Genomic DNA, 16,918 nt, shown 5'->3' with positions numbered 1-16,918 from the left:
ACTCATCAATATAAGAATGGAGCCGACCATGGGGAACAGTCGAATTGCCAATAGCCCTGCGTTAGCAAAAATTAGAAAGTTTGGTGGAGTTATGAGCGGCATGGTTATGCCGAATCTGGGAGCATTTGTGGGATGGGGTTTAATGGCCGCCATCTTTATCCCTAATGGCTGGTTCCCTAATGAAAAATTAGGTGAAATGGTTGGCCCAATCCTGAATTACCTTTTTCCATTACTGATTGGCTATACCGCAGGATATAACATCCACGGTCAACGTGGAGGAGTCATTGCTGCATTCGCGACAATGGGCGTTATTGTCGGGTCAGAAATCACGATGATCAGTGGGGCGATGGTCATGGGGCCACTCTCTTCCTGGCTGTTGAAGAAATTTGACCAAAAAGTGCAGGACAAAATTAAGCCGGGATTTGAAATGTTCGTCAATAATTTCAGTCTCGGAATTATTGGCCTGATATGCGCTATTTTCGCCTATATGACCGTTGGGCCGGTTATCCGCCTGCTGATTGTCATTATCACGTCAGGGGTAAACTGGTGTACCAGCAATAATTTACTCCCTTTACTGTCAGTGTTTATGGCGCCCGCTCAGGTTCTGTTCCTGAATAATGTGGTTAACCACGGCATTCTCGCACCAATTGGTTTCGCCCAGGTTCCCGAACTGGGTAAATCAATCATGTTCCTGGTAGATACCAATAATGGCCCACTGCTCGGAACATTAATGGCGATAGCCCTGTTTGGACGTGGACGCGCGAAGAAAACAGCACCGATGGCGATGTTTATTGCAGGTATAGCGGGGATCGGTGAAGTCTATTTTCCGTTTGTGCTGGCAAATCCATTACTGGTATTCGCCACAATGGGAGGACTTGCCGTCTCCTTATTCTTACAAGTCATCATGGAAGGCGGGTTGATCGGCGTTGCATCTCCAGGCAGTTTAATCGCTATCGCCATGATGACGCCGAAAAGCGCCATCGTTGCCAATCTGGTGTCCATCAGCGCAGGATTTATCGTGTCATGCGCGCTGGGCTGGTTAATACTTAAAATCAGCCCCGGTTCAGAAGATGATGATGAAAGCCCAGTGACTGTCGGCGGGCGTCAGGTTAAATCTGTGGCTGATTTTGTCCCAGGCTTATCCAATACCAGCGTAAAAAAGGTGCAACGTATATTGGTCGCATGTGATTCCGGGATGGGTTCTAGCGCAATGGGCGCTTCTGTTCTACGTAAACGACTACAAGAAGAAGGGCTCGGCTATATTAAGGTTATTAACGATTCAGCAAACCGAGTGGGTAGAGACTACGATATGGTAATTACTTTATCTGGGCTCCTTGAGCGCGCAAAATTAAGCTGTGAAAACACCGATACTGTGTTTATGACCGTTAATAACTTTATTAAGTTGAGTGATTATGACGAAACAGTTGCGTTTATAAAATCGCATAATCATGAAAACCATGAAGAGGTGCCAGCATGAGTGACATCTTTATCCCCGAGAACATTATTCTTAATGCACATGCCAACGATAAATTTGAAGCTATAACCCTTACTGGAAATATTCTGATAATGAATGGCTATGTGACAGATAAATACGTTCAGAGAATGAAACTCAGAGAGGAGATTGTTTCAACTTATTTAGGCAATGGTTTAGCAATACCACATGGTACGGATGGTTCAGATTGCGAAATCATTAAGTCAGGCATTTCTTTAGTACAGTTTCCTGACGGTATAGACTTTGGTGATGGAAATACTGCCTATATAACCATAGGTATCGCGGGTAAAGAAGGCGAACATATGGACTTGTTAAATAAAATCGCCTTAATTTGCATTGAAGAAAAGAATGTTCAGGCATTACGAACCGCTAACTCTATAGAATATATTTTACAAGTGCTAAACATCTAAGATATACTCATTATTCTCTGAATAAAATGAGTCATTACGATGAAAGCGGCAAGACAAGATATTATTCTTCAAATACTTGAGAAAGAGAAAAAGATTGTTGTCAGTAAATTAAGTGAGCGTCTTAAGGTTTCTGAGGACACCATAAGACGCGACTTAAATGAGCTTGCGAATCAAGGAGTAATTCATCGTGTTCATAGTGGCGCAATACGCGTCGGGCCTGCCATCACTGAGTTTAATGTCCGGCAGGATCTGAACACCAATGAGAAAGTAAAGCTGGCAAAGAAAGCCGTACATTTAATTAAAGAAAATAGCGTCATTTTAATTGACGGAGGAACAACTAACTACGAACTCATAAAGCTAATACCCAAAGATTTAAAATGCACTGTTGTTTCTAATAACATCCCTATTCTGCATTTATTAAGTGATTACAAGAATGTAGAGGTTATAGGATTAGGGGGCAGGCTTTATAAAAACTCTTTGGTTTTAATTGGTGCTGAAACCATTCGCGAATTAAATGCTATTCGCCCGGATATATACTTTATGGGTGTTGCGCATGTTGACAGTGAAGTCGGTGTAACTATTCCCGATCTGGATGAGTGTTATACCAAACAAAAAATGGCTGAAGTCTCTAATGAAGTTGCCATTCTTGTAACCGAAGAAAAACTCGAGACCAGATCTAATTTCGTGGTGTCCTCACTCAAGGATATAAATCATATATTCACGAGCAAGGATATCTAATAATATGAGGAGTTATAATGAAACGCGTATTAATTATAGGCGCTGGCCGCCTTGGTAAAGGTTTTGTGGGCGAAACATTTGACAATGCTGGCTGGGATATAACATTTCTGGATAAAGACCAAAGAGTTATTGATGAACTGAACCGTGAAAACAAATATACCGTTCAGGTTTTTCGTACTGATGACATCATTTTACACGAGATCACCAACTTTAATGCTTTTTTGACCGATGACAACTATTCTGTCATGAATGACTTTCTTGAGTCGTCTGTCATTATGTGTCCACTTTATCCAGAGGATTTTGCAGAATCCGCTCAGTATCTTGGCAAATGTTTTGAGCATCAATATCATATTGACCCAAACAAAAAAATGTCATTAATTTGCCTGACAAATAAAAATCATATTATTAAAGATATTGAAGGCTGGTACCGTGACGCAATCCCATCTGCTGAAGCGCGTCAATGGTTCGACACCCACGTAGCGATCCGCGACTCAATTGTCAGACGCTCCACCGATGCCAAAACGCACTACGCAACCCAGATAGACAGCACCGCCGTTGCCTCATTGATCATTCAAACTCCTCTTTATAACGACATCAGTGGTGTGGAATGGCTAGAGCCACGCGAACATCTGGAAATGCTTAAAGACATCAAAGTATTTTCCATCAATGGCCCTCACGCTACTACCGCCTGGTATGGACATCTGAAAGGTTACAAAACCATTCCTGATGCCTCAGCCGATCCTCAGGTTTCAGATTTGGCCAATGCGGTACACGATGTCACAATTACTGCGGTAATGACCGAATACCCACAAATCACGCGTGAAGCATTAAAAGATCTGGAGTACTTACCTAAAGCTAAAAACGAACTCCCGGATTCGATTCATCGTGTCGCCTATGATCCTATTCGGAAATTGGCTTATCAGGATCGCTTAATGGGTGTCGTGCAACTTTGTCTTAAACACGACCTCGATTACACCCCCCTCACAAAAGCGATCGCTTGCGGCCTTGCTTATTATGCCGAAGACGATCAAGCCTCTGTCAAACTGCAACAGAAAATGCAACGAATGGGATTGCTGACTACCGCTGCCGAAATCATTGGCTTACCTAAAAATCACCCTGTGACGCTTAATGTTGCACAGCAATATTTAGCGCTGGATGCTGAAAATTTAATTCCAACGACACAGTGTTAATTATGATGCCTGATGCCAATTGCAATGCTCGTTTCATCATAAAAAATGAGCATGGTCTACATGCTCGTCCAGGAGCAAACTTGGTTGCGACATTAAAACCCTTTAAATGTGAAGTTAAGATCGCAAATCTTGCAAGAAGTGATAAATACGTAAATGCAAAGAGTCTAATGGCTCTCATGTCCCTGGGTATAAAAAAAGGCCATGAAGTCAATATCGTATTCCTGGGTGAAGATGCCCAAATTGCATTACAAAAACTTAGCGCCGAAATCGAAAATGGTTTAGGTGAATAAGCTAATATCATTGGCGCTTATTTTTAAATAAGCGCCAACATCCGAAGATTTGGGAGCATTATGATGACCACCACCCATGATCGAGTTAAGTGGATAGGCTATTCAGGAGTCCCCGCGTAAATATCAAACCGATGCCCTTTCGTAACTACCGCGTTCGGCGTGGCGACATTCGCCAGCGGCGGTGCGTAATCCGGGCGCTTCACTACCACACGTTTAGTGGCTAGCTGACGCGCAGGCTCCAGCAGCCCATCCGCATCCAGGTCCGGCCCCACCAACGACTGAAACACGCGCATCTCTTTTTTCACCAGCGCGCTTTTCTGCTTATGCGGGAACATCGGGTCGAGGTACACCACCTGCGGACGCGGGGTGATATCGGTTAACGCCGTCAGGCTTGAGGCGTGGATCAGTTGTAAACGTTCCTGCAGCCACGGACCGATTTCCGGGTCAGCATACCCTCGCGCCAGGCCATCATCCAACAGCGCCGCCACGACCGGGTTACGTTCCAGCATTCGCACGCGGCAGCCTACTGAGGCCAGCACAAACGCATCGCGCCCCAGCCCTGCAGTCGCATCAACCACATCCGGCAGGTAATCGCCTTTAATGCCAACCGCCTTCGCCACCGCTTCGCCGCGACCACCGCCAAATTTGCGCCGATGGGCCATCGCACCGCCAACGAAATCCACGAAGATACCGCCGAGTTTGGGCTCATCACGTTTACGCAGTTCCAGATGTTCCGGTGTCATCACCAGCGCCATCAGGTTATCTTCATCGTGCGTAAGATTCCAGCGGGCGGCAAGAACAGATAAGGCGCCGTCTCCGGCGCCTGTTTCATCTACTAAGCAGATTTTCACGTGAATAATCAGCCTTTAATCCCGTAATGCTCCAGCATTGCATCCAGTTGCGGCTCACGGCCACGGAAGCGCTTGAACAGTTCCATCGGCTCTTCAGAACCACCACGGGTGAGAATGTTATCGAGGAACGATTGTCCGGTTTGACGGTTGAAAATCCCTTCATCTTCAAAGCGAGAGAATGCATCCGCCGCCAGCACGTCGGCCCACAGGTAGCTGTAGTAACCCGCCGCATAGCCACCAGCAAAAATGTGGCTGAAGGCATGCGGGAAGCGGCCCCACGTTGGGCCCGGCACCACGGCGACCTGCTTTTTAATTTCCGCCAGCGTTTCGAGGATTTTCGCCCCTTGCTGTGGGTTAAACTCCGCGTGCAGACGGAAATCAAACAGGCCAAACTCCAGTTGACGCAGAATAAACAGCGCCGCCTGGTAATTTTTCGCCGCCAGCATTTTATCCAGCAACTCCTTGGGCAGCGGCTCACCGGTCTCAAAGTGACCAGAGATAAATGCCAGCGCTTCGGGCTCCCAGCACCAGTTTTCCATAAACTGGCTCGGCAGTTCGACCGCATCCCACGGCACGCCGTTGATACCTGAAACACCGGCGGTTTCGATACGGGTCAGCATATGGTGCAGACCGTGGCCGAACTCGTGGAACAGGGTGATCACTTCATCGTGGGTAAACAGCGCGGGTTTGCCGTTCACCGGGCGGTTAAAGTTACAGGTCAGGTAGGCAACAGGCTTTTGCAGCGTACCGTCGGCTTTACGCATCTGGCCGACGCAGTCGTCCATCCACGCCCCGCCACGTTTATGTTCACGGGCATACAGGTCAAGATAGAAACTGCCGCGCAGTTCGTTGTTTTCGTCATACAGTTCGAAGAAACGTACTTCCGGGTGCCAGACGTCAACATCAGTGCGCTCTTTAGCGGTAATGCCGTAAATACGTTTAACCACTTCAAACAGGCCGTTAACGGCTTTGTTTTCCGGGAAGTATGGACGCAGCTGCTCGTCGCTGATGCTATAGAGGTGCTGTTTTTGTTTCTCGCTGTAGTAAGCGATATCCCACGGCTGCAGCTCATCGACACCAAATTCCGCTTTCGCGAAGGCGCGCAGTTGAGCCAGCTCTTTCTCGCCCTGAGGACGGGCACGTTTCGCCAGGTCCGTCAGGAAGTCGAGTACCTGCTGCGGGTTTTCCGCCATTTTGGTGGACAGAGATTTAAAAGCGTAGCTTTCAAAGCCCAGCAGCTGTGCCAGCTCGTGGCGCAGCGCGAGGATATCTTCCATTATCGGGCTGTTGTCCCATTTACCAGCGTTTGGCCCCTGGTCAGACGCGCGAGTGGAGTAAGCGCGATACATCTCCTCACGCAGCCCCTGGTTATCACAGTAGGTCATCACCGGCAGGTAGCTTGGGATATCCAGCGTTAACAGGTAGCCTTCCTGCTGTTTAGCATCAGCCTGGGCTTTTGCAGCCGCCAGCGCGCTTTCCGGCATGCCGGAGAGTTCCGCTTCATCAGTCACCAGCTTAGTCCAGCCCATCGTGGCATCGAGGACGTTATTGCTGTAGAGATTGCCCAGCTCAGACAGGCGGGTGGCAATCTCACCATAGCGCAGCTGTTTTTCCTTCGGCAGACCAATACCAGAAAGCTCAAAATCGCGCAGCGCGTTATCGACCGCTTTTTTCTGTGCGGTGTTCAGAGTAGCGTAATGATCGCCGTCACGCAGGTCGCGGTACGCTTTGTACAGACCTTCATGTTGCCCAACCCAGGTGCTGTATTCAGACAGCAGCGGCAGCGTTTGTTCGTAGGCTTCGCGCAATTCCGGGCTGTTTTTCACCGAGTTCAGGTGGCTAACCGGAGAGAAAATACGCCCCAGCACATCGTCAACTTCCGCCAACGGCTGGCAAAGATTTTCCCAGGTGTACGGCGCGCCCTGCGCAACCACTCGCTCAACGTTTTCGCGGCAATTGTTCAGCGCCTTAGTCACGGCAGGCACGACGTGCTCAGGCTGAATTTTAGAAAACGGCGGCAGTTCGAAGGGGGTCAGCAATGGATTGGTCATTAGCGCGGTCCTGTTGAAAAGAGTGAATGAAGCGCGTATCCGGCGCTGTGCATATTAATTTGTACAATGGGGTTAAGTGTAGAGGATTTCAATGCCAGGCGTTGCGCTTTCGCGGCAGTGACGACTTTTCTGTATACTGTGGCGATACGCTTTATTTTCGCCCGATATTGCGCTGTTTTCGGGCCTACGTTTATAACCTGGAACACGTTTACCCATGCTGAGTTATCGCCACAGTTATCACGCTGGCAACCACGCCGACGTCCTTAAACACACCGTCCAGAGCCTGATCATCGAATCGCTTAAAGAGAAAGAAAAACCGTTTCTCTATTTGGATACCCATGCTGGCGCAGGCCGTTATCAGCTGAGCAGTGAGCATGCCGAACGTACCGGTGAATATCTGGAAGGGATCGCCCGTATCTGGCAGCAGGACGATTTGCCTGCCGAACTGGAACCCTACATTGGCGTGGTGAAGCACTTCAACCGTAGCGGCCAGTTGCGCTATTACCCCGGCTCTCCGTTAATTGCTCGCCAGCTGCTGCGAGAACAGGACAGCCTGCAATTAACGGAACTGCACCCGAGCGACTTTCCTTTGCTGCGCGGCGAATTCCAGAAAGATGAGCGCGCACGCGTGGCCAAAGCCGATGGTTATCAGCAGCTAAAAGCAAAATTACCGCCGGTTTCCCGTCGCGGGCTGATCCTTATCGATCCCCCCTACGAAATCAAAAGCGACTACCAGGCGGTGGTGACCGGTATTAACGAAGGCTATAAGCGTTTCGCAACCGGCACCTATGCGCTGTGGTATCCGGTAGTTCTGCGCCAGCAAATCAAACGCATGATCCACGACCTGGAAGACACCGGTATCCGCAAAATTCTGCAAATTGAGCTGGCGGTGCGTCCGGACAGCGATCAGCGCGGCATGACGGCGTCCGGTATGATTGTAATAAACCCGCCGTGGAAGCTGGAGCAGCAGATGAACAGTGTCCTGCCGTGGTTGCACAGCAAACTGGTTCCGGCAGGAACCGGTCATACGTCGGTAAGCTGGATCGTGCCGGAGTAATCGCAGTCATCGGTGGAACCTTTTAATTTCAGGTATACAATCGCGAATATTTTGGCGGATGGCGTAACGCTTCTCCGCCCTACAATGAACATGAAGGAGCGGTCATGACCAAGCACTATGATTACATCGCTATTGGCGGCGGCAGCGGTGGTATTGCCTCCATTAACCGTGCAGCAATGTACGGCCAGAAATGCGCGCTGATTGAAGCTAAAGAGCTAGGCGGCACCTGCGTTAACGTTGGCTGCGTACCGAAAAAAGTGATGTGGCATGCCGCACAGGTCCGCGAAGCAATCCACATGTACGGGCCGGATTACGGTTTCGACACCACCATCAATAAGTTCGATTGGGATAAACTGATCGCCACGCGTACCGCTTATATTGATCGCATTCATACCTCGTACGACAACGTGCTGAGCAAAAATAATGTCGATGTGATTAAAGGCTTTGCCCGCTTTGTGGATGCCAAAACCATTGAAGTGAACGGTGAAACCATTACTGCCGATCATATTTTGATTGCTACCGGTGGTCGCCCGAGCCATCCGAGCATTCCGGGTGTGGAATACGGTATCGACTCCGACGGTTTCTTTGAGCTGCCCGCGCTGCCAAAACGCGTGGCCGTTGTTGGCGCAGGCTACATCGCCGTTGAACTGGCGGGCGTAATTAACGGTCTGGGTGCACAAACGCATCTGTTCGTGCGTAAACACGCGCCGCTGCGCAGCTTCGACCCGATGATCGTCGACACGCTGGTTGAGGTGATGAACGCCGAAGGCCCGACTCTGCATACTCACGCGATTCCAAAAGCGGTCGTTAAAAACGCTGATGGTAGCCTGACCCTGCAACTGGAAGATGGTCGTAGCGAAACGGTAGATTGCCTGATTTGGGCGATCGGTCGTGAACCTGCCACCGACAACTTCAACCTGGCGGTTACTGGCGTGAAAACCAACGAAAAAGGCTACATCGTCGTTGATAAATTCCAGAACACCAGCGTGCCGGGTATTTATGCCGTCGGCGATAACACCGGGGCCGTTGAGCTGACGCCGGTTGCCGTTGCCGCGGGCCGCCGCCTGTCCGAGCGTCTGTTTAACAACAAGCCGGACGAGCATCTGGACTACAGCAACATCCCGACCGTGGTCTTCAGCCATCCGCCTATTGGTACCGTGGGCCTGACCGAGCAGCAGGCTCGCGAACAGCACGGCGATGATCAGGTGAAAGTGTATAAATCATCGTTTACCGCGATGTATACCGCTGTCACCACCCACCGTCAGCCGTGCCGCATGAAGCTGGTTTGCGTCGGTCCGGAAGAGAAGATTGTCGGTATTCATGGCATTGGTTTTGGGATGGATGAAATGCTGCAAGGCTTCGCGGTCGCTCTGAAAATGGGCGCAACCAAGAAAGACTTTGATAACACCGTTGCCATTCACCCAACGGCATCTGAAGAGTTCGTGACCATGCGTTAATCAATAAAAAACCGGATGGCACTTTGCCATCCGGTTTTCTCTTATTTACCCTGCATATACGGTGTATATACCCCATTAAGGCTTTCGAGGAATGCCACGATATCGTCGATATCTTCCTGAGGCAGTTCTTTACCCACCTGATAACGCAGCATCAGTTTTACCGCGCCGTCGAGCGTAGGCACATCACCGCGATGGAAATAAGGCGCAGTCAGCGCAACGTTACGCAATCCAGGGACTTTCTGACGCAGCTTGTCACGTAATTCATTGGTGACGTTCATGCGGCCAATATCTGCAGCAGTGACCTCGCCGAAATTAAAGTCCTTTTTCAGCCCCAATGGCTCAAATGAACGTCCGCCTAAAATAATACCGCCATGACAGGTCGCGCACTTATTATCTTTAAACAACTGATAGCCATGTTTTTGCTGAGCGGTTAAGGCCGCTTCATCACCACGCAGCCATTTATCAAACGGCGAATTTGGCGTAATCAGCGTTTTCTCAAACTCAGCAATCGCATCGGTAATATTATCCCCACTGAATCCCTGCGGATAAACGGCAATGAACTCTTGCTTAAGTTGCGGATCCTTGTCCAGTTTCTGGATAATTTCATCCCAGGATTTAGACGCCATTTCGATAGGGTTCAACGGTGGACCACCGGCCTGCGCCTGCAGTGTTGGCGCACGGCCATCCCAGAATTGCTCAACGTTAAAGACCGAGTTAAATACCGTTGGCGCATTGATAGGGCCAACCGCGCCGCCTACACCGATTGACGTTTTCCGGCCATCCACGCCGCCCGCATTCAGGGCGTGACAGTGCGCGCAAGAAATCGTGCTGTCGCCGGAAATACGCGGGTCATGGTAAAGCGTAAAACCAAGCGCTACTTTGCGGGCATCGGTCGGAATGCTTTCCGGTATCGGCTGTACAGGTTCATTACGATGCTGCGTGGCAGTATCGTTACTGGCGTAGTACTGCTCACGCTGTTTCGCAATCCAGCCCAGGATCTCTGCTCGCTCCGTATCGCTTACTTTGCCAGCCCAGTGCAATGCGGTATAACGCGTCGGCGGCATGGTGTCGTACTGCATCACCCACTCAATTTTATTCAGATCGCTTTGCGAAACGGGTTTATCCGCGACCAGCGCCGCACGAACGGCCTCCAGATTGAATGATTTGTATCCCAGTTGAATATCGTAATTCATCAACTGCTTAGCGACGGGAAAAGAAGAATAGAAAGGTAATTCAGCCGAAGGAGTGTGACAATAATCGCATCCTTTTTCACGTAAGAACCCTAGTACTTTATTATTTTCTTCCAGCGTAGAGGCCTGAACATCAGCCTGTTTACTCCGTTGATTATCGTGATACCACACATAACCGGATAATCCAAAATAACAAATCGCGACGCCAGCTATGGCAATCACGGTAAGACGGGTAATGATTTTCATTATTTTACCCTCACCGTTGTGAGTTATTGTGACCCAGAAAATTAGAATAATTAATAGACAGTCTTTGTCAGACCTGACCATCATAGGAAATGAGGGGATTACTATTTTGATAAGTATCAAGCAATTACATGGAGGAGAACTATCGATAGAATAGCCTGTGCCTATTATAGAGTTAAACGTTACCAGGTTATGTTCACACCTCGTTGCAATCGAATGTTCTGAAAATGGAATATCCTCGGGTTGTGCAGAATTCGGAATTATTCATTATTTTCATTGGGATAGATTTATTTTTTGGATATTGCGCAGCACTAAAATGTGATCGACCGCACGCTTTACTCACCAGATACCGAAGCGAATGTCTACGCTTAATTGACGAGCGGGCAATAGCCTTAATCTTTCAACGTCCATCGGAGGTCTTTCGCATTATGCTCAACCAGAAACTACCCCACGCCCCTTCTGAAGAAATGACGATCGACATCGATCTGCTTTATGAAATGGATCCGTGCGAGTTAAAGCTGGATGAAATGATTGAGGCGGAGCCTGAACCGGAGATGATTGAAGGGTTACCCGCCTCAGATGCGTTAACTCCCGCCGATCGTTACCTCGAGCTGTTCGAACACGTTCAGTCGTCGAAACTGTTTGCCGATAGCAAAACCTTCCCCGACTGTGCACCGAAAATGGATCCGCTGGATATTTTGATCCGCTATCGCAAGGTTAAACGCCACCGCGATTTTGATCTGCGACGCTTCGTCGAGAACCACTTCTGGCTCCCGGAAACGCCCTCCAGTGAATATGTTTCTGACCCGGCAAATTCGCTGAAAGAGCATATCGATCAACTGTGGCCGGTGCTGACGCGCGAGCCACAGGACCACATTCCCTGGTCCTCGCTGCTGGCGTTACCGCAGTCATATATTGTGCCCGGCGGGCGTTTTAGTGAAACCTACTACTGGGATTCCTACTTCACCATGCTGGGTCTGGCGGAGAGCGGTCGCGAAGATCTGCTGAAATGTATGGCGGATAACTTTGCCTGGATGATTGAAAACTATGGTCACATCCCGAACGGTAACCGTACTTACTACCTGAGTCGCTCGCAGCCGCCGGTCTTTGCGCTGATGGTCGAACTGTTTGAAGAGGATGGCGTACGCGGCGCGCGTCGTTACCTTGATCATCTAAAAATGGAGTACGCGTTCTGGATGGATGGCGCAGATTCCCTGGTACTCAACCAGGCCTACCGTCACGTGATCAGAATGTCGGACGGCTCCCTGCTCAACCGCTATTGGGACGATCGTGATACGCCGCGCGATGAGTCGTGGCTTGAAGACGTCGAGACCGCCAAGCATTCGGGTCGCCCACCCAATGAAGTGTATCGGGATTTGCGCGCGGGCGCGGCCTCCGGCTGGGATTACTCCTCACGCTGGCTACGCGATGCAGGCCGTCTTGCCAGCATACGCACCACTCAGTTCATCCCTATTGACCTGAACGCGTTCCTCTACAAGCTGGAGAGCACTATAGCCAATATTTCCGCACTGAAAGGCGACAAAGAAACTGAAGCGCAGTTTCGCCAGAAAGCCAATGACCGCCGCGATGCGGTGAATCGCTATCTCTGGGACGATGAAAACGGCTGCTATCGCGATTACGACTGGCGGCGCGAACAAATGGCCCTGTTCTCTGCCGCCAGTATTGTGCCGCTGTATGTCGGCATGGCAACGCATGAACAAGCCGACCGACTTGCCAATGCGGTCCGCAGTCGCCTGCTTACCCCCGGAGGGATTTTAGCCACGGAGCATGAAACGGGTGAGCAATGGGATAAACCCAACGGCTGGGCGCCGCTGCAGTGGATGGCGATCCAGGGTTTCAAACTTTACGGCGACGACCATCTCGGGGATGAAATCGCCCGTAACTGGTTGAAAACGGTGAATCTCTTTTATCAGGAACACCACAAGCTTATCGAAAAATACCACATCGCCGACGCCGCGCCGCGCGAAGGCGGCGGCGGAGAATATCCGTTACAGGACGGCTTTGGCTGGACCAATGGCGTGGTGCGCCGACTCATCGGTCTGTATGGCGAACCCTAGCAGCTGACAGTCTGAATTATCAGACCGTCAGTTAATCGCATCGTACAGTTCGGCGTGAATTTTTTGCCATTTCTTGTTCTCTGGGCTTGGCTGCGCGCGAACGCGTAGCTCGGCCTGTTCAAGGTTATACTGCTGACGCGCGACAACCGCCGGCACCGAGCAAAAACTTTGCAGATAGCTTTTATGCAGCGATGTGAGTGACGCCCCATTCGCCATCGCATGGCTGACCGTGGTCATAAACTGCCGACATGGCTTACTCTCACTCATCTGCGAAGGGTAACGCAGCAGCAGCCTCAACACCTCGGTATTGCCTGCCGAGAATGCCTGCTCCGTCCACGCCAGCTTCCAGTCCATCCCGCCCTGCAGGAAAAGTGACGTCACACGGGTGTCGTTGCGCTCGATAGCCGCGCGCATGTTAAAGGCATCCCAGGTGATGCCCATTCGGGTCACCGACTCCCGCGCACCAGGGGCATCACGCCGTGGCTCCTCCTGCACGATTTCAACAGATTGCCCGGAAGACGCTTGTGGCGCTGGCGAAATGAATAACCAGAACGCGCCCAGCGAAATCACCAGCACCATCACGCCGACCGCTACCCACAACATGCCGGAAATCAGCTGTTCACGTTCTTCCGCCGTGCGCCTGGCCCGCTTCTCCGGCGGATCGATACTGTCTGCGATTTCCTGTTTATCGCCCCCCGCCTGCTCGTCTTTTTGCTTTGCGCTTTCCCAAAACTGGCGAACCATCGCCTCATCAGACTCCATATACGACGCAGGATTAATGCGCGTTCGCCGTTCTTCAAATGCCCGCTGCACAGGGTGAGTAATCTGTCGGTACTGGCAATCCAGCAACAGCAGTTGTACTGAGGTTAGCGGCTGCTGCGCGATAACGCAGTTACGGGCCAGGCGGCAGTCATCCAGGAACATCCTCAGCGTGATACGTGGCTCAACAAACGACATGAGCACCGAGGTGTCGTTAAAAATCTCGCTAAAATGCCGAACGAATAACTTCTTATCGACAACCATCAGCGCCAGTTCGCTAAACATCATGCCGTCCAGCGCATCCCGACTTTCCCCCAGCTTTAACCAGCGACGCAGACGTTCACCACCAAAGTGCTGTTTCAGGAAGCTGTTGAGCGGATGTTGATCCGGCCATACCCGCGCAATCAGGGATTTGAGGGTTAATTCTATTGCGCGAAGCTGACGCTGCGCCCGCATCTGCGCATCCGGCTCTGCACGTTCAATCTCGGTTGGATACTTCAGGAGGGGCTGTTGCTGGCGCAACTGTTCCAGAGAAGCGACAAAGCGCAGCGCAGAAATCAGCTGGTTTTCACTGACGTCCTGGCCATTTTCATATTGCGGCACGCTCTGCTGAAGATGGCGTAGCCGCAACGTGAACTGACTCAATTGCGCGTCATTCATCTGCAACCGCCTGGCGACAACGCCCCAACCTCCCAGATTCAATCGCGCCTGGTCAAGCTGCTCGAGAAACCAGCGTGGATCTTTACCCTCTGCGACGCGCACGCCAAGCATCAGCAAAATTTCTACCGAGGCTTGCCGGATTATCCCCAAACAATGTTCGAATGGTGTACATGTCGCCTGTAACGCGCTATTGGTCATTATCTTCCCTAAAAGGACCCAAAAAGTGCGGCCTCACAATGGTGTGTAGTTATCTTTTTTAAATGCAGCGCTGTGCCGCCACAGACTAAAACACATTCATATAGCAAATAAATATGTTTTACAGTGACTTCCGCACAATCATTGAAAATTATTCTGGAGATAAGCCTGTGCCTGTACTGAAAACCTCGCGTTTGATCTGCCGCCCGCTCACGCATGACGACTGGGCGTTTTTCTTAACGTTACAGAAGAACGCAGATGTGATGCGCTTTGTCGCTGACTCGCGTACCGAAGAGGAGATACGGACAGTCTTTGACTCCCGCTTGCCTGAATGGTCTCCCGGCAGTCCACACTGGCTGTGCCTGGTCCTGTGCGATAAGGCATCGGGCGTACCGCTTGGGGTAACCGGATATATTCAGGATAAAAATGAATGTGCCGAGGTCGGCTTTCTGCTCACTCCCGAGGCGCAGGGCAAAGGTTATGGCGCTGAATCCCTGCATGCCGTTTGCGATTATGCGTTTACCGCCGGAGGACTACGCCGACTGACGGCCTGCGTCACCGCAGGAAACGATGCCTCACGGCGTCTACTGGAAAAGGTCGGGTTCATTCTCGAAGGCACGCTGCGCGAAAGCTACTGGCTACATCAAACCTGGCATGATGACTGGATTTTCGGCCTGTTAAAACATGAATATCAGCCGCCCAAGCCATCAGGCGTTTTGCTGTAAAAAATGGCTGGATGGCGGCTGGCGTAACGGGGTGTGTTTCTTAAAATAGGTCTTTTTGTACAGAGATTATTATGCCGCTGCATTCGACGCATTTCACGCCCGCCTGTATCGCATTTATTAAGCAATGGCAGGGCCTGTCGCTAGAAAAGTATCAGGACAAAAAGGGGATCTGGATCATTGGCTACGGGCACGAAATCACCGCAGATGAATCCTTTGATGCCCCAATTATGCTGATGCAGGCCGAAACATTGCTGCTCGCGGATATAAATATCTGCGAGGCATTCATCCATAAGGAAATGCCGCAAATACAAGATCGGTTTCAACAGGAAGCGTTAATTGCATGGATGCTCAGCGTGGGGATTAGCCAGTTTTGCAGTGCTGAATTCTGGCCGGGGGCTATTTCACAGCCAGAAACAGTCTGACTGTGAAATATTTTCCCATTATAGGGTGTCGTTTAGCATCATTGCCGCCTGCGTACGGTTTTTTACCTCCAGGCGCTGATACAGCGATTCAAGATGGGCTTTTACCGTTCCTGTACTGATATTTAATAATCGACCAATTTGTTTATTAGATTCCCCGGCGGCCAGCATCGTCAGAATCTCCCGCTGACGCGCGCTGAGCAATCTAATATTTTGCCCACCACATTCGGTTGCTGTGATGCAATCTCTGGGGATAAACATCATACCTATCGCGACGCTATTGAGTGCCAGCGTGAAGGTTTCCGCATCAGAATCGCGCGGAACAATGGCCAGCACGTTTAATTGCGTGACTTCCTGTAGCCATTTTTTACGGCAGTCCGTTGCGGTTACCAGCACTTTTACCTTCGCAAAGCGCTCTGCTATCTGTTGCAGCAAGCTACGGCAGAACTCAGCGTCAAAATCTCCATCCAGCATTACCAGTGCATCAGGATTCTCTTCCAGCGTCCGCCAAAGATCATCTGCCTGACTGACACCCTGAACATTCACTCCTGGAATACGCTCTTGCAAAATTACATTCATTCCATGAATAAATATTGACTGCCTGTCAAACATTATTAACTGCATTATTTATCTCCGTCTGAATAAGATATTAGCCTTAACACGCGGAAGGGTATTATCCGAGGGGCAAAATATGAAGTCACCATTTGGCGGAGGCCATTTTACCGATAGACGGAGAAGAAAGAAGCAGACGTTATAAATAGTTACAGCTGAAACCAAAGAATCACACAAAGGATCAAAATCGGGGTCAAATGTTCAGAAACTCCTTAATATTTGACGTTCAAAACTGGATTACTAATATTAATAATCCGGAGTTTATATTCTTAGCTAAAAATAAGGAACTCACGATAACAGACAAATATGTTACAAAACAAAATATCGCATTAAATGATCATACGGACATGAGAATGGGGAGGTGATCATGGTTTCTGATGCAACAAATCCACTCCCGAAGAAGAATGAACTCTTCAGAACGTTTATCCCCGATCTCTTTCAGCACCGCGATTGCGGTATCAGATTCCAAATAATACCGGCAAACGCCACCAGCTATATTTT

At 50.0% G+C, this 16,918-nt stretch carries 15 protein-coding genes; 10 read left to right on the top strand and 5 right to left on the bottom strand.

Going from position 1 to position 16,918, the window contains the following annotated elements:
* Nucleotides 1–28: 28 nt before the first annotated feature.
* From OGW44_RS07755 to OGW44_RS07735, 5 genes are read left to right on the top strand one after another with little or no spacing between them, the layout of a single operon-like run.
* On the top strand, nt 29–1,477 hold the full coding sequence (locus OGW44_RS07755) for a PTS transporter subunit EIIC (RefSeq protein ID WP_016157692.1): 1,449 nt from the start codon (nt 29–31) through the stop codon (nt 1,475–1,477).
* Nucleotides 1,474–1,902, top strand: a complete 429-nt coding sequence (locus OGW44_RS07750) for a PTS mannitol transporter subunit IIA (RefSeq protein WP_185654927.1) — start codon at nt 1,474–1,476, stop codon at nt 1,900–1,902. Before OGW44_RS07755 ends, OGW44_RS07750 begins: the two co-directional genes overlap by 4 nt.
* Before the next feature lie 39 nt (nt 1,903–1,941).
* Entirely contained in the window at nt 1,942–2,640 is a 699-nt protein-coding gene (locus OGW44_RS07745; RefSeq protein WP_016157694.1) for a DeoR/GlpR family DNA-binding transcription regulator, read from the top strand.
* A 17-nt stretch (nt 2,641–2,657) separates the two neighbouring features.
* Complete coding sequence (locus tag OGW44_RS07740; protein WP_016157695.1) at nt 2,658–3,830, top strand: mannitol dehydrogenase family protein; 1,173 nt, start codon at nt 2,658–2,660, stop codon at nt 3,828–3,830.
* A gap of 2 nt (nt 3,831–3,832) precedes the next feature.
* Entirely contained in the window at nt 3,833–4,120 is a 288-nt protein-coding gene (locus OGW44_RS07735; RefSeq protein ID WP_029139725.1) for an HPr family phosphocarrier protein, read from the top strand.
* Between the two features lie 98 nt (nt 4,121–4,218).
* Here OGW44_RS07735 and rsmJ read toward each other — a convergent pair whose 3' ends face one another.
* Both rsmJ and prlC read right to left on the bottom strand, forming a co-directional pair.
* On the bottom strand, nt 4,219–4,971 hold the full coding sequence (gene rsmJ / locus OGW44_RS07730) for a 16S rRNA (guanine(1516)-N(2))-methyltransferase RsmJ (protein ID WP_094761590.1): 753 nt from the start codon (nt 4,969–4,971) through the stop codon (nt 4,219–4,221).
* An 8-nt stretch (nt 4,972–4,979) separates the two neighbouring features.
* On the bottom strand, nt 4,980–7,022 hold the full coding sequence (gene prlC, locus OGW44_RS07725; protein ID WP_185654926.1) for an oligopeptidase A: 2,043 nt from the start codon (nt 7,020–7,022) through the stop codon (nt 4,980–4,982).
* 214 nt (nt 7,023–7,236) lie between these two features.
* On the opposite strand from prlC, the gene OGW44_RS07720 reads away from it, so the two are divergent.
* Nucleotides 7,237–8,079, top strand: coding sequence for a 23S rRNA (adenine(2030)-N(6))-methyltransferase RlmJ (locus OGW44_RS07720; RefSeq protein ID WP_016154881.1), 843 nt, complete (start codon nt 7,237–7,239; stop codon nt 8,077–8,079).
* 104 nt (nt 8,080–8,183) lie between these two features.
* On the top strand, nt 8,184–9,536 hold the full coding sequence (gene gorA / locus OGW44_RS07715; protein ID WP_185654925.1) for a glutathione-disulfide reductase: 1,353 nt from the start codon (nt 8,184–8,186) through the stop codon (nt 9,534–9,536).
* Nucleotides 9,537–9,577: 41 nt separating this feature from the next.
* On the opposite strand, the gene OGW44_RS07710 is transcribed toward gorA, so the two are convergent.
* Nucleotides 9,578–10,972: a cytochrome-c peroxidase gene (locus tag OGW44_RS07710; RefSeq protein ID WP_016154884.1), complete on the bottom strand. Its 1,395-nt coding sequence runs from the start codon at nt 10,970–10,972 to the stop codon at nt 9,578–9,580.
* Between the two features lie 425 nt (nt 10,973–11,397).
* Here OGW44_RS07710 and OGW44_RS07705 point away from each other — a divergent pair, with 425 nt between their 5' ends.
* On the top strand, nt 11,398–13,047 hold the full coding sequence (locus tag OGW44_RS07705) for an alpha,alpha-trehalase (protein WP_016154885.1): 1,650 nt from the start codon (nt 11,398–11,400) through the stop codon (nt 13,045–13,047).
* Nucleotides 13,048–13,074: 27 nt separating this feature from the next.
* Here the strand turns inward: OGW44_RS07705 and OGW44_RS07700 are convergent, their stop codons facing one another.
* The gene (locus OGW44_RS07700) at nt 13,075–14,664 is read right to left on the bottom strand and encodes an STY4199 family HEPN domain-containing protein (protein ID WP_185654924.1); all 1,590 of its coding nucleotides are present in this window, start codon (nt 14,662–14,664) and stop codon (nt 13,075–13,077) included.
* 167 nt (nt 14,665–14,831) lie between these two features.
* On the opposite strand from OGW44_RS07700, the gene OGW44_RS07695 reads away from it, so the two are divergent.
* Both OGW44_RS07695 and OGW44_RS07690 read left to right on the top strand, forming a co-directional pair.
* Entirely contained in the window at nt 14,832–15,386 is a 555-nt protein-coding gene (locus tag OGW44_RS07695) for a GNAT family N-acetyltransferase (RefSeq protein ID WP_019078092.1), read from the top strand.
* 71 nt (nt 15,387–15,457) lie between these two features.
* Nucleotides 15,458–15,808, top strand: a complete 351-nt coding sequence (locus OGW44_RS07690; RefSeq protein WP_137352439.1) for a glycoside hydrolase family protein — start codon at nt 15,458–15,460, stop codon at nt 15,806–15,808.
* Nucleotides 15,809–15,826: 18 nt separating this feature from the next.
* Here OGW44_RS07690 and OGW44_RS07685 read toward each other — a convergent pair whose 3' ends face one another.
* Nucleotides 15,827–16,429 carry a helix-turn-helix transcriptional regulator gene (locus OGW44_RS07685; RefSeq protein ID WP_047415886.1) on the bottom strand — a complete coding sequence of 201 codons (603 nt, stop codon included), beginning with the start codon at nt 16,427–16,429 and terminating at the stop codon, nt 15,827–15,829.
* Between the last annotated feature and the right edge of the window lie 489 nt (nt 16,430–16,918).

The sequence above is a fragment of the Citrobacter sp. Cb023 genome (genome assembly GCF_030336805.1).
GTDB lineage: Bacteria > Pseudomonadota > Gammaproteobacteria > Enterobacterales > Enterobacteriaceae > Citrobacter > Citrobacter braakii.
The sequence above is the reverse complement of the archived record's forward strand: the minus strand, read 5'-3'. Positions and strand labels throughout refer to the sequence as shown.